Genomic DNA, 11796 nt, shown 5'->3' with positions numbered 1-11796 from the left:
ATGGCCTCTGCCGTGGCTGGCTGGCGCTCGTAGTCGCGGGCCAGGCGGCGGTGGCTGGTCAGCCAGGCCAGCGACCGTTCGACGACCCAGCGTCGTTCGATCACCGCGAATCCGATCTGTCCCGGTGCCTTGCGGACGATGTGCAGCACGGTTCGCAGCACGCGCTGGGTCCAGTCCACCAGCATCCCGGCGAAGCCGGCGTCGGCGAAGACGTACTGGACCGGCGTGACCAGGTACATGCTGAGCAGAGTGGTCTTGGCTCCGTCGCGGTCTTGGACGGAGGCGGCCATCACGCAGACGACCAGCAGCAGTCCGAGGGTGTCGGTGACGTGAACCGCTTGCGTCCGTTGACCTTGTTCCCCGCGTCGTAACCGCGGCTGTCGCGGCCGATGGTGTCGGTGACGTGAACCGCTTGCGTCCGTTGACCTTCTTCCCCGCGTCGTAACCGCGGCTGTCGCGGCCGATGGTGTCGGCGCCCTTGACGCTCTGGGAGTCGATGATGCCCGCGGTTGGTTCCTCGGCTCGCCCCTATGCCGCCCGGACCCGGCGCCGCAGTACGGCGAGGATCCGCTCGGTGACCTTGGCTTCTTCCCAGCGGACGAAGTACCAGTACACGGTCTGCCAGGGCGGGAAGTCGAACGGCAACTGCCGCCAGGCGCAACCGGTACGCACCACGTACAGGATCGCGTCGACGATGTCCCGGCGCGGATGCTTCTCCGGCCTCCCTCCCGTGTTCGGCGCAGGTAGCAGTGGCTCGACCAGCGCCCATTGCGCGTCGGTCAGGTCGGAGGGGTAGCGGCGCTCGCGTGGCACTCGGTCATGATCGTGACCTGACGGCAGTCACGGTGGCAAGATGCGCACACCGTTATCAAGCCTTCTCAAACACGCTCTAAGGACCATGAATATCTGATCGCGACCTCGCTGCATGGTGTTCCCGCACCACCCCACAAAACTTGTCCCCCAGGTCGGCGGCCCGGCCGCGCCGCCCGTAGCGCTCCAAGGTGACCCGGCGGCGCACATCCGGCGGGCGCGCTTTTTCCCATCACCGGCCGACCCGGTGGTCACAGAACGCAACCATAGGCCGCTACTAAATGTACATATCTGACCACAGAATCTGCTTCAGTGCGTAGAGGTAGAGCCTAATATTGGTCGCCACTTGGACCATTTGAGGCACATCCGGAAAATACCGAGCACTCCAAGCCGACACCCGCTGAACTTTGTTGCCAATCTGTTACCAAAGGTCGTCAATTATTCTTTACTTACATACACACTTCGTGCAAAGATGCATATCACCCCCTCAAGCGCTTCAGAGAGCGCATTCGTCTCATTCCAGGGGTGGCCATACCATCGGCGACGAAAGGGTTACCATGTGTTTACCTGGTCAGGAAATGTACACAACGGCCTGCATCACAGCCTCGCCTGGTAGCTGCGAAGCTACCAACCGCAAGTACCTGCAGGGTCGCACGTACGCCTGCTACGACGGCCAGTGGTTCGAGGTAACGGCTCTGCGTAGGTTCATACGCTGCGGCTGCTAGTCACAAGACGACCGTCCGGCAGCCGACGGAGATGCGCTGTGACGAAGGCTCATAAACCTCCGGCGTAGCGCCTGGTGCCGACGCTCCGTGCCGTTCAAGAGCCAGCCGAGGAGGCATGGAGCGTCGGCCTTTAAGTGTACTGAGCCTTGAGGAGGCGAAGTGTCAACTACGGCATATTTCGCCACGATTGTTGAATTTATCCTTGGGTTGCTGTTCGCTGTCACCGCTGGCGGCAAGTTGGTGTCCCGTGCACATCGGCAGGCATTCACGAACCTTGTAGCCCAGCATCTGCCAGCCCCTCTAATCGGCGTCATCGGGGGCGCATGGGCGCGCCACACGGCCGCATGCGTAGCAGCAGTGGTCGTTGCTGCAGAGGCCGCAACAGCCATCCTTCTCCTTATCGGTCCTTCGGCTACACGCAGCTGGGGATTGCTGGCCGCAGGGGGCCTCCTGGTGGCCTTCGCCGTCGTCGTCGCCCACGCACTCGTCGGACGCCAGAACCTGACATGCCGCTGCTTCGGCGCCAAGGGGCGGACCTACTCTTGGAGGCATCTACTCCGCAACGTCGTGCTGGTCCTGGCGACGCTGGCCGCCTGGCATGTTCGGCTTGTGGTCCCAGCTGGCGAAGTCCAGGTGAGCGAGGCGGCAATGTGCCTGGCTGTTGCGGCCGTCATCGTTGCGATCATCATTCTGAATGAGACCATCCAGATTCCCTCCGACGAGAGAGCAAACACGCGCTCATGGTGATTTTGTATGTCCTTTGCTGCGTCCTCGCAACCGGGCTAATCATCAATATGGCGGTGACGTCCAAGCTGAGCGGTGCAGTGTCCGCACTACGCAAGGACCTTGACCATTCCTATGCGGAGCAGCTCGCCACCCCCCACCTACTCGGATCAACTGTTGCACACTTTATGACCCACAGCACGCAAGGAGCGCCGATTGACTCGACCGCCTTGAGCGAGGAGTTCGTGGTAGGCTTTTTCATGATCGGCTGCCCGCCCTGCAAAACGTCCTTACCACTGTTCGTCGATGTCTGCAAGCGGATACGCACCGACGGGACACAAATCGTCTCTGTTATTCGCTATGAATCCGGTGAACTGGACGACGAGGCTCGTGCTGAAGAGTTACGCAAACTCACCAGCCGGCTGGAAGAGTGCTCGCACGTGGTCACCGAGGATGGCGACCAGGAGGTCATCTCCGCCTTCGGTGCCACCGCATTTCCGGCGTTCTACCGAGTTCAAAACCGTCAGGACGGGCTATATATCGCCACCGAGGCGCCTACTGCGATGCACCTGTCCGCGCTGGAGCGCGTGTAGTAGTAACGGCATGCACATGATCCTCCCGAACGCCAAAAACGTGCTCACGGCGACGCTGGCAGCGCTCGGGCTGGTGCGCCAGGCGGCACCAGCCCATATGATCACCTATGGTGTACTTACACTGGCCTTCGCGGGCACACCGCTGGCGACCGCCTGGGCAACCAAGTTTCTTATTGACGGCCTGACACGCATTGCCCCCATCACCGAGTTGATGGGTTCCCTGGCTGTCGTCGCCGGTACTGGCCTGTCTACCGCGTTTATCCCCGGTGCGCAGCGCTACCTACTCAAAGAGATGCATCGCCGCGTTACCCTGACCGCCACCGAGTTGCTGTATGGCCTGGTGAACCGTTTCGGTGGCCTGCGCAACTTCGAGTCTCCGTTGATGGCGGACCGTATCAAGCTGGCCCAGTCGGCGGCAACCTCTTCCCCTCTCGAGGCGCTGGAAGCCTTCGCTGGTGCAGTGACGTCGGTCATCACGCTGGTAGGGTTCGGCGCCACGCTGGTGATACTCAGCCCAATATCCGCAGTGGTCGCCACTGTGGGTGCCGCACCCGCCCTCGTGCTAGAGGTACGCGTTAACCGGCAGCGCGTACGCAACATGTGGGAGCTCAGCCCGCTGCAGCGCAAGCAATTCTTCTATTCCGAGCTACTGACCAGCCATCGGGCAGCCAAGGAGATCCGGCTGCTGCGGACCGCCCCCTACCTGGTAAAGCAAGCCCTCAGGTACATCACACAGGCCAACGGTATCGCCCGCAAGCTGGATCGGCGCGTTCTCACCTATGAGGTTGCCGGCGAAGCGTTGACTTGGGCCACAACGGCCGCATGCTTGCTGTGGGCCGCCTATGAGATCAGCAACGGCCACGGCACCGTCGGCGACCTGACGATTCTTCTGGCTGCCCTCTCATCGGTGCAGGGCGCCGCCGGCACAATCGCCAACGATGTGGCGCTCTGTTACGGGGCCCAGCTAATGTTTCGCAACTATCTGGACTTGGCTAACGTGCCACAAGACCTACACACGACCGACAAGCCGACGCCGGTCCCCCCCTTGCGGCAGGCAATTCGCTTTGAGGATGTCTGGTTCCGATTCTCCGAAGATCAGCCATGGATCCTGCGTGGCGTCAGCTTGACGATCCCGGCCGGCGCGACAACCGCTCTGGTCGGAGAGAATGGCGCAGGCAAATCCACCATAATCAAGCTATTATGCCGCTTCTACGATCCCGAGAAAGGGCGCATCCTGTGGGATGGATTCGACATCCGCATCTTCGCCCTAAAAGAATACAGGGCGCATATCGGTACAGTATTCCAAGACTTCATGGAATACGACTTGACTGCCAGGGAAAACATCGGTTTAGGCGACGTATCAAAAATCACCGATATGGCGGCTATCACCCAGGCGGGCAGCCACGCGGACGTTCATGACGATCTGGAGGAGCTGCCGTACGGCTATGAGACGACCCTCAGTCTGGTGTTCCTGCCCAACCAGGACAAGGACGACCCACGTAACGGTCGCACCCTTTCGGGGGGGCAATGGCAGCGGGTCGCACTCGCGCGCAGCCTGATGCGCCGCGAGGTGGATCTACTCATGCTGGACGAACCGAGTTCCCGGCTGGACGCCGAGGCCGAACATCGCTTACACACCAAGCTCAAGGCGATGCGCGAAGGTCGCACAAGTGTCATGGTCACACACCGTATGGCTGCCGCAAGGAACGCCGAGCAGATCGTCGTACTCGCCGACGGCGTAATCGCCGAAGTGGGCAACCACAATGAACTAATGGCGCTCGACAGCCTCTATGCGCGGATGTACGCCGTGCAGGCCGAGGCCTATATGGACCCCTGAGCCTCGGGGATACAGGATTGCCTGACGACAGCCTTGAAACCACGACAGCAAACGGAGACCCCATGGGGGCTCAGCGGCGTATCCGGAGATTGACGACGGTGGCCATATACGGGCCTCATGTCCGGTTTGACCTGGCCGCGAGTTTGTGCCAGCCTGCCGATCCACGGCTCTGCCAAGGTCGCCGCCCCGAAAGCCTCGTGCGAGTGTGCATTTCGTCTCCAGTTGGGTTGTGCACGCATCTGTCGGGAGTTAGTGACCGCCGATGAGATCCATCCGGTTCAAGAATGACTAGAAAAGGAGCAATGGATATGACTATCGCTATTCTCGGAAGGAGTGGCGCGACACTACACTAGTCGGCCACATAATGCCGCGTCAGCACCCCCCGAAAGAATATAAGGAATCATTCCACAGGACACTGGATCCGCTAGGCAGCCAGCCCTAGAAGTCTGGCCTCCAAGATTGCCAGGAAAGTCCACGCCATACACTTAAAATGCCACAGGAAACACCAGTATCCCTACCGCCAAAAAGCATAGTTGAGCCAGGCATCTTGCCTTTCGTTCTATATGGCCTAACCCAACCCCTTGCTTCGATTCCTACTCTCAAAGCATTGATTTCAGGAGATCGTATGTTGAAGAAGATTTTTGCGTTTTTCGCCGTCGCGTTCTTGGGCCTCACGGCTTGCGCTTCCCCGTCCATCCCGAGCATCGCCCCCTCACCTCACGTCGACAAGCAGGGAAAGCGGCGTCAGATCGAAGCTATCCGCGCCGATTGCATGAAGCAGAAGGGGTTCAAGTACATTTCGAACGTTCCTCCCCCACGGGCGATCAGTGAGAAGCAACGGAAGATAACATCAGGCGACTACGCGGCAATGAAGGAGTACCGTTCAAAATACGGATTCGGCGTATTCGCCAAATATGTATACCGAACGGACCCCGAAGTCTCCGGAGTTGACGTCCCAGGAGGAGATCCGAACAATTCGACCCTGATGTCACTCCCGCCTGCTCAACTAAAGGCGTATAACGCTGCAGATGATCTCTGCTATGGGCAGGCCATCAAATCCGTCCTACGCAAGACGGTATCCTCCCAAAAAGACTTCTTCGATCAGCTCAACAAAGTATCCGAGCAGCGGTCGACCCGTGAACTTGACGGCGATCCCGAACTCGTCGAACTCGCTGGAAAGTTCGGGACCTGCCTCAAGGGAAAGGGTTACCAGGTCACACAGCTGCGGCCGACCTCGATCGCAGGACGCGGCGGACAGACCTTCATGCAGGAGGAGTCAGAGCTGGGCCGGAAGGAGTTCAAGGATCCGGAGCCCGGAATGCACTACATGCCGAATCTGACCAGCGACCAAGCCAGGCCGTATCTGAACCGCGAGATCAAGGCCGCGCTCGATGATCTTGAATGCGGCAAGGACTTCTACGCCGTCTATCAACCGAAGGCCTCCACCATCGGTCAGGAGACATTCCGTGAGTTCGGCATGGACGACTGGCTGTGATGTCCCGGCGACGGATCCTGATCGGTGTCTTAACAGTCATCGTGGTGATCGCGGGAGCCGCCTGGGCAGTGGGGACACGTTTGCGGTCGCCTGCCGACGAGGCGGCGTTACGACGGGCGCCGGAAGCGTCGCTGGTCACCGTTCCTGTGATGCGGCGGAAACTCACCAGCACGGTCGCCGTCAGCGGAACACTGGCGTACGGCTCTCCGCTGCCAATCTTCCTGGCCGGCGTGGTCGGGGGTACTACCGATTCCCAGCGGGTCACCAGAGCACCTCGCCCCGGCCGCCTAAAAGAGGGCCAAGTGCTGATGGAGGTCAACGGACGGCCGGTGTTCGTGCTACGAGGCAAGGTGCCGATGCACCGGACCATGACCCCCGGGGTGAACGGCGCCGATGTACGGCAGTTGCAAGCCGCGCTGAGAAGGCTTGGCATCAAGGCGCCGACTACCGGAGTGTTCGATCAGGCCACCATTACGGCCGTCGAACGCTGGTATGCCAAGAACGGTTACCAGGCCCAGAAGCCGGATCTAACGGCCAGGCAGACGCTGGAACAGCTACGCGAAGCCGTACGGACCGCGCAGGAGACTCTCGCCGCCGATCGGAAGGCACTCGACAACAGCGGCGAAGTCACCTTGCTGAAACTCAAGCTGGCGAACGTCCGCGCGGATCTGCGAACAGCCGACAGCGCGTTGAAACAGGCCGAGGAGCGGGAGGTGACACCGGAGGACGCCCAACAGTACGAGGCATTGAAGCGAGCCGTCCGGTCGGCAGAGGAGGATCTGCTCGCAGCGGAACAGGCGCTGGAGGCAGCCAAGTCGAAAGACGATATGAGCAACCCGAAAGACAACACACCCAAGCCGGAACCCAACACGGCCAACCCGGAAGGCGACACAAGGCTGCTGCAGCTGAAAGTGGACAATGCCCGGGCGAACCTCCGCTCGGCGCAGCACGCGTTGTATATCTTCAGTGAGCAGGCGGAGCAGGCTAGGCAGAAGCGGTTGACGGAGTTGCGCGCGACGGTGCGCACGGCCAAGGAGAACGTGGCCGCCGCGAAGCAGGCGTTGCGTGAGGCCCGCAACGTTTCACCGCTGAGGCTGAAAGTGTCCAATGACCGCAGGTCGCTCGCGGCCGCACAGTCGATCCTGGCTGAGTATCTCACCACCTACGGCGTGAGCATCCCTCCTGGAGAGGTGGTCTTCCTGGCTTCGCTGCCGGCGCGTCTGGACAAGGCCGCGGTGAAGCCGGGGGTGGTGATCGACGGCAAGATCGGCACGGTTACCAGTTCGACGTTCGCGGTGTCAGGCTCGGTGGACAGCGATGAGGCCAAGTTGCTGCGTACGGGCATGAAGGCCGTCATCGAGACCGCCGATGGCCAGACGTATCCGGCCCGGCTGACCGCGATCGGCAAGGCCGCCGAGGCCAAGGACGCGACCGCCTCCGCGGGGAGTGAGAGCGGCGGCGACGCTGCCGACGGCTCTGCCACGGGCGTTGGCTCCGTACCCGTCCTGCTCACCCCTATAAAGACGACGAAAGGCCTGCGTGATCTGGTCGGCGTCCCGGTCACGGTCAAAATCGCCGTCGGCGCCACTGAAGGAGACGTGCTGACCGTCCCCGTCGCCGCCGTCATCACCTCCGCTGACGGCCGCCCCCGCGTTCAGGTCGAGCGGCCTGGCGGCAAAGCCGTCGACGTCGAAGTCACCACTGGCCTCACCGCGGACGGCAAAGTGGAGGTCACCCCGGTCGAGCCGGGGACCCTCACGGATGGCGACCGTGTCGTGGTGAGCGATGCGTGACTTCAGGACGGCTGACGAGGCGGTCGAAAGTAAGGCGCGGCTCCGGGAGGGTATGCCACCGGACGGCTCGGCGACGGCCGCCGAGGAACCGGTGATCAAGCTGACCGCCGTAAGCCGTTCGTTCCCCACTGATCCGCCGGTCCACGCCCTCCGCGACGTCTGCCTCCGCGTCGATCCGGGCGATTATCTGGCGATCGTGGGCCCGTCAGGATCAGGGAAATCGACGTTGCTCAACACCCTCGGCCTACTCGATCGCCCCACCTCCGGCTCCTACCTACTCGAAGGTGTTGAGACGACGACGCTGAAGGACGGTGCGAGGACCAGGCTGCGCGGCCGAGCGATCGGGTTCGTCTATCAGTCCTTCCATCTGCTGGCCCACCGCACCGTCGTAGAGAACGTCATGCTCGGTGAGGTGTACGGCGGGCACAGCTGGAAAGGCCGACGCCAACGCGCCGAGGTGATGCTGGAGAAGGTGGGCATGGGGCATCGGCTCGGTTTCCTGCCCGACCGCCTGTCCGGTGGCGAGCGCCAGCGTGTGGCCATCGCCCGGGCTCTCATGGGCGGCCCCTCGCTCCTGCTTTGCGACGAACCCACCGGCAACCTCGACAGCAAGAACACCGGCGCCGTGCTCGACCTGTTCGACGATCTGTGTGCCCAGGGACTCACGCTCCTCGTCATCACGCACGAGATCGAAGTGAGCGGTCGCGCTCACCGCCGTGTCCGCATCAGCGACGGCGTCCTGACGGAGGAGTGACCGATCATGGACCCCCGCGATCTGTGGAACGAGGCGCTGGCCGGCATGCTGGCCCGCCCTGTCCGCACCGCGCTCACCACTCTGGGCACCGTCCTGGGCATCACCACCCTGGTGATCACCCTGGGCATCGCCGGCACCGCCGGCAATCAGATCGTCGGTCGGTTCGACGAGCTCACCGCCACTGCGATCACCGTTGAAGTGCCGCAGGGCCGCGACCCACTCGTCGCCTGGGACGCCCTCACCGACCTGGCCCGCCTGCACGGCGTCGAGTCGGCCTCCGCACTCGCCCAGAACGACAAGAGCTCGAATCTCTCAGTCACCGCCAACGCACTGATCGACCCCACCAAGGTCACCTACCAGACGCTGGCCGTGGTGGCCACCACGCCCGAGCTTCCCAGCACCGTCCAGGGCCGCATGATCGGAGGCCGGTTCTTCGATACCGGGCATATCCGACGCCGGGACAAGGTCGTCGTGCTCGGCGAGCAGGCCGCCAAGATGCTCGGCATCACCCGCCTGAACAACGCGCCCGCTGTCTTCATCAAGGATCACGCGTACACCGTCATTGGAATCCTCGGCGACCTGCGGCGCGAGCAGATCCTGTCCACCGCCGTCATCGTCCCACCCACCATCGGGGCGGACTTCGGCCTGCGGGACGTCACTCGGGTCCTGATCAACACCAGTCTCGGTGCCGCCGACCTCATCGCCCGCCAGGCTCCGCTCGCGCTATCGCCGAACCACCCCGACGATCTGCAGGTCATCGCCCCGCCCACCCCCAAACGGGCCCGGGAGGGCGTCCAGGACGACGTCAATGGCCTGTTCCTCATCCTCGGTCTGGTCTCCCTCGTCGTGGGGGCGGTCGGCATCGCCAACGTCACTCTGGTCACCGTCATGGAACGCATCGCGGAAATCGGCCTGCGCCGGTCTCTGGGCGCGGCCCGCCGCCACATCGCCATGCAGTTCCTGCTCGAATCGACCATGACCGGCCTCGCCGGCGGCGTGATCGGCGCGGGCGTCGGCACCATCGCCATCGTCGCCGTCTCCGCCGTCAAGCAGTGGACCCCCGTCCTGGACGTACGGCTGGCCCTGGCGGCCCCGGCCGCCGGCGCTCTGGTTGGTCTCCTCGCCGGTCTCTACCCCGCGCTCAGGGCCGCCCACATGGAACCCGTCGACGCCCTGCGCTGAGCGCATTGACAGCAGGGCGCCCTCAGCCGCGGAAGTGGTCCCAGCCACCGGTCGTCTCGTCCATTGTGGTGGTGTGTCCGGTGACCTGGACGCCTTCGCCCTCGGTGACGTCGCCGATGGGCGTCCACTCGGGCGGGAGCCGCACGTCCGGAGGGAACGTCGCGGCGAGGGCGTGGTCGTCGCCGCCGGTCAGCACCCAGCCGAGCGGATCCGTGCCGTCGCCGAGCACAGCGGCGGCCTCGGCGAAGACCTCGGGGAGCGGCAGCGCGGCGGCGTCCACCCGGACGGTCACCCCGCTGGCCGCCGCGACGTGCCCGAGGTCCTGCAGCAGCCCGTCGCTCACGTCGAGCATGGCGGTCGCGCCGAGCCCGGCCGCCTCGGGCCCCCGGGCGTACGGCGGCTGCGGACGCCGGTGCGCGTCGATCAGCGCCACCAGGCCCGGCGACGCCCCCTCGCCTCCCGGCAGGGTGGCGGGCGTGAGCCCGGCCCGCAGCAGGGCCAGTCCGGCCGCCGCGTAGCCAAGCCGGCCGGTGACGGCGACGATGTGTCCCGGGCGGGCGCCCGACCTGGTCACCGGAGGCCGGCCGCCGAGGTCTCCCAGCGCGGTCACGCCGATCATGACGATCTCCGACCCGGCGATGTCGCCGCCGGCCACACCGGTTCCGGCCAGGGCGCACTCGTCGCGGAAGCCGTCGGTGAGCGCGTCGAGCCACTCGATCGCGGTGTCGGCCGGCAGCCCAAGACCGACGACGAGCGACGTCGGCTCGGCGCCCATGGCGGCGATGTCCGCGAGGTTCTGGGCCGCCGCCTTGCGGCCGATGTCGTAGCCGCTCGACCAATCACGGCGGAAATGTCTTCCCTCTATCAGAACGTCGGTGGTGACCACGACCCGGCCGTCGGGCGCGCTCAGGACGGCGGCGTCGTCACCGGGTCCGAGCAGCACGGCAGGGCTTTGCGATAGACGACCCGATATTCGGCTAATTACTCCGAATTCACCGAGTTCTCCGACTGTGATGACACACCCCCTGTGTATTCGAGGTACGGTTACGCTCCGGCACTGATCTCCATCAGGGAGGACGCATGGTCCAGGCCTATATCCTTATCCAGACCGAGGTCGGCAAGGCGGCCGACGTCGCCGGTGAGATCTCCTCGATCCCCGGCGTGACCAAGGCCGAGGACGTCACCGGCCCGTACGACGTGATAGTCCGCGCCGAGGCCAACAACGTGGACGAGCTGGGCAAGCTCGTGGTGGCCCAGATCCAGGGTGTCGAGGGGATCACCCGTACGCTAACCTGTCCGATCGTTCACATCTGACGAGGGAGCCGGGCAGTCGATCCGGCCCGATCGGGTGGCTATGCGAAAACCGGCCTTTCTCTCGGGGGCAGCAGCCGTCATGGCCGTGATGTCGGCCGTTCTGGCGGGGTGCTCCACCACCGTCCAGGTCGAACCGCCGACGCCGACCGGCGCGGCCGCCGAGGTCTGTCGCAGGCTCGGCGCCATACTCCCCCACAATCTGGACGGCGCCAACCGCACGATCTTCGAGCCCGCCTCGCCGTACGTCGCGGTCTGGGGGGACGGGGAGATCGCGCTGCGCTGCGGTGTGCCCCGGCCCGGCTCGATGACGGCGACCGCCGAGGTTCTCGACGTCAACGGCGTCGGCTGGTTCCGTGATCCCCAGCGACCGGCGCTGTTCACCGCCGTCAATCGATCGGCGTACGTCGAGGTGACCATCTCCAACAAGCACGTTTCCGGTGCGGTCCTCGTCGATCTCGCCGACCCTATCAAGAAGACCATCCCGGAATAGCCCGTCACCGTCTGGACCGGGACCGGCGGGAGTGCTTCCCCGACGTTCGGCGGGATCGAGAGAGCGGAGCGGGAGGGAGC

10 protein-coding genes and 3 pseudogenes are annotated in these 11796 nt (G+C 63.9%); 9 read left to right on the top strand and 4 right to left on the bottom strand.

The window, feature by feature from the left end; translation table 11 throughout:
* The 3 pseudogenes from AP234_RS39485 to AP234_RS39475 form a co-directional block, all read right to left on the bottom strand.
* Positions 1-362 (bottom strand): annotated as a pseudogene (locus AP234_RS39485) (transposase); the annotation flags it as partial.
* 46 nt (positions 363-408) lie between these two features.
* A pseudogene (locus AP234_RS39480) lies at positions 409-507 on the bottom strand (IS5-like element IS4811 family transposase); the annotation flags it as partial.
* A gap of 104 nt (positions 508-611) precedes the next feature.
* Positions 612-813: pseudogene (locus AP234_RS39475) on the bottom strand (transposase); the annotation flags it as partial.
* Positions 814-1694: 881 nt separating this feature from the next.
* On the opposite strand from AP234_RS39475, the gene AP234_RS36105 reads away from it, so the two are divergent.
* The 7 genes from AP234_RS36105 (at position 1695) to AP234_RS10985 (ending at position 9912) form a co-directional block, all read left to right on the top strand.
* Positions 1695-2282, top strand: a complete 588-nt coding sequence (locus AP234_RS36105) for a MauE/DoxX family redox-associated membrane protein (RefSeq protein WP_152990354.1) — start codon at positions 1695-1697, stop codon at positions 2280-2282.
* Entirely contained in the window at positions 2276-2851 is a 576-nt protein-coding gene (locus tag AP234_RS11010; RefSeq protein ID WP_055479497.1) for a redoxin domain-containing protein, read from the top strand. The genes AP234_RS36105 and AP234_RS11010 overlap by 7 nt, the downstream gene beginning before the upstream one ends.
* A gap of 10 nt (positions 2852-2861) precedes the next feature.
* Complete coding sequence (locus AP234_RS11005) at positions 2862-4688, top strand: ABC transporter ATP-binding protein (protein WP_055479496.1); 1827 nt, start codon at positions 2862-2864, stop codon at positions 4686-4688.
* Positions 4689-5313: 625 nt separating this feature from the next.
* Entirely contained in the window at positions 5314-6183 is an 870-nt protein-coding gene (locus AP234_RS36100) for a hypothetical protein (RefSeq protein ID WP_152990353.1), read from the top strand.
* The gene (locus AP234_RS10995; RefSeq protein ID WP_083501992.1) at positions 6183-7976 is read left to right on the top strand and encodes a peptidoglycan-binding protein; all 1794 of its coding nucleotides are present in this window, start codon (positions 6183-6185) and stop codon (positions 7974-7976) included. Before AP234_RS36100 ends, AP234_RS10995 begins: the two co-directional genes overlap by 1 nt.
* Positions 7969-8730 (top strand): ABC transporter ATP-binding protein, encoded by a 762-nt coding sequence (locus tag AP234_RS10990; RefSeq protein ID WP_431998420.1) that lies wholly within the window; start codon positions 7969-7971, stop codon positions 8728-8730. Before AP234_RS10995 ends, AP234_RS10990 begins: the two co-directional genes overlap by 8 nt.
* A gap of 6 nt (positions 8731-8736) precedes the next feature.
* Positions 8737-9912, top strand: coding sequence for an ABC transporter permease (locus tag AP234_RS10985; protein ID WP_055479493.1), 1176 nt, complete (start codon positions 8737-8739; stop codon positions 9910-9912).
* A gap of 22 nt (positions 9913-9934) precedes the next feature.
* Here AP234_RS10985 and AP234_RS10980 read toward each other — a convergent pair whose 3' ends face one another.
* On the bottom strand, positions 9935-10945 hold the full coding sequence (locus AP234_RS10980; protein ID WP_083501991.1) for a thiamine-phosphate kinase: 1011 nt from the start codon (positions 10943-10945) through the stop codon (positions 9935-9937).
* A gap of 47 nt (positions 10946-10992) precedes the next feature.
* On the opposite strand from AP234_RS10980, the gene AP234_RS10975 reads away from it, so the two are divergent.
* Entirely contained in the window at positions 10993-11226 is a 234-nt protein-coding gene (locus AP234_RS10975; RefSeq protein WP_055479491.1) for an Lrp/AsnC family transcriptional regulator, read from the top strand.
* 88 nt (positions 11227-11314) lie between these two features.
* Positions 11315-11716 carry a DUF3515 domain-containing protein gene (locus AP234_RS10970; protein ID WP_235558106.1) on the top strand — a complete coding sequence of 134 codons (402 nt, stop codon included), beginning with the start codon at positions 11315-11317 and terminating at the stop codon, positions 11714-11716.
* Positions 11717-11796: the final 80 nt, after the last annotated feature.

It is taken from the genome of Sphaerimonospora mesophila, from assembly GCF_001417795.1.
In the GTDB taxonomy this organism is placed as follows: Bacteria; Actinomycetota; Actinomycetes; order Streptosporangiales; family Streptosporangiaceae; genus Sphaerimonospora; species Sphaerimonospora mesophila.
This window is presented reverse-complemented; position numbering and strand designations above follow the sequence as displayed.

Coding starts and splice junctions, on each gene's coding strand:
- AP234_RS11010 (WP_055479497.1), top strand. CDS start 2,276: ATGGTGATTTTGTATGTCCTTTGCTGCGTCCTCGCAACCGGGCTAATC.
- AP234_RS11005 (WP_055479496.1), top strand. CDS start 2,862: ATGCACATGATCCTCCCGAACGCCAAAAACGTGCTCACGGCGACGCTG.
- AP234_RS36100 (WP_152990353.1), top strand. CDS start 5,314: ATGTTGAAGAAGATTTTTGCGTTTTTCGCCGTCGCGTTCTTGGGCCTC.
- AP234_RS10995 (WP_083501992.1), top strand. CDS start 6,183: ATGTCCCGGCGACGGATCCTGATCGGTGTCTTAACAGTCATCGTGGTG.
- AP234_RS10990 (WP_431998420.1), top strand. CDS start 7,969: ATGCGTGACTTCAGGACGGCTGACGAGGCGGTCGAAAGTAAGGCGCGG.
- AP234_RS10985 (WP_055479493.1), top strand. CDS start 8,737: ATGGACCCCCGCGATCTGTGGAACGAGGCGCTGGCCGGCATGCTGGCC.
- AP234_RS10975 (WP_055479491.1), top strand. CDS start 10,993: ATGGTCCAGGCCTATATCCTTATCCAGACCGAGGTCGGCAAGGCGGCC.
- AP234_RS10970 (WP_235558106.1), top strand. CDS start 11,315: ATGTCGGCCGTTCTGGCGGGGTGCTCCACCACCGTCCAGGTCGAACCG.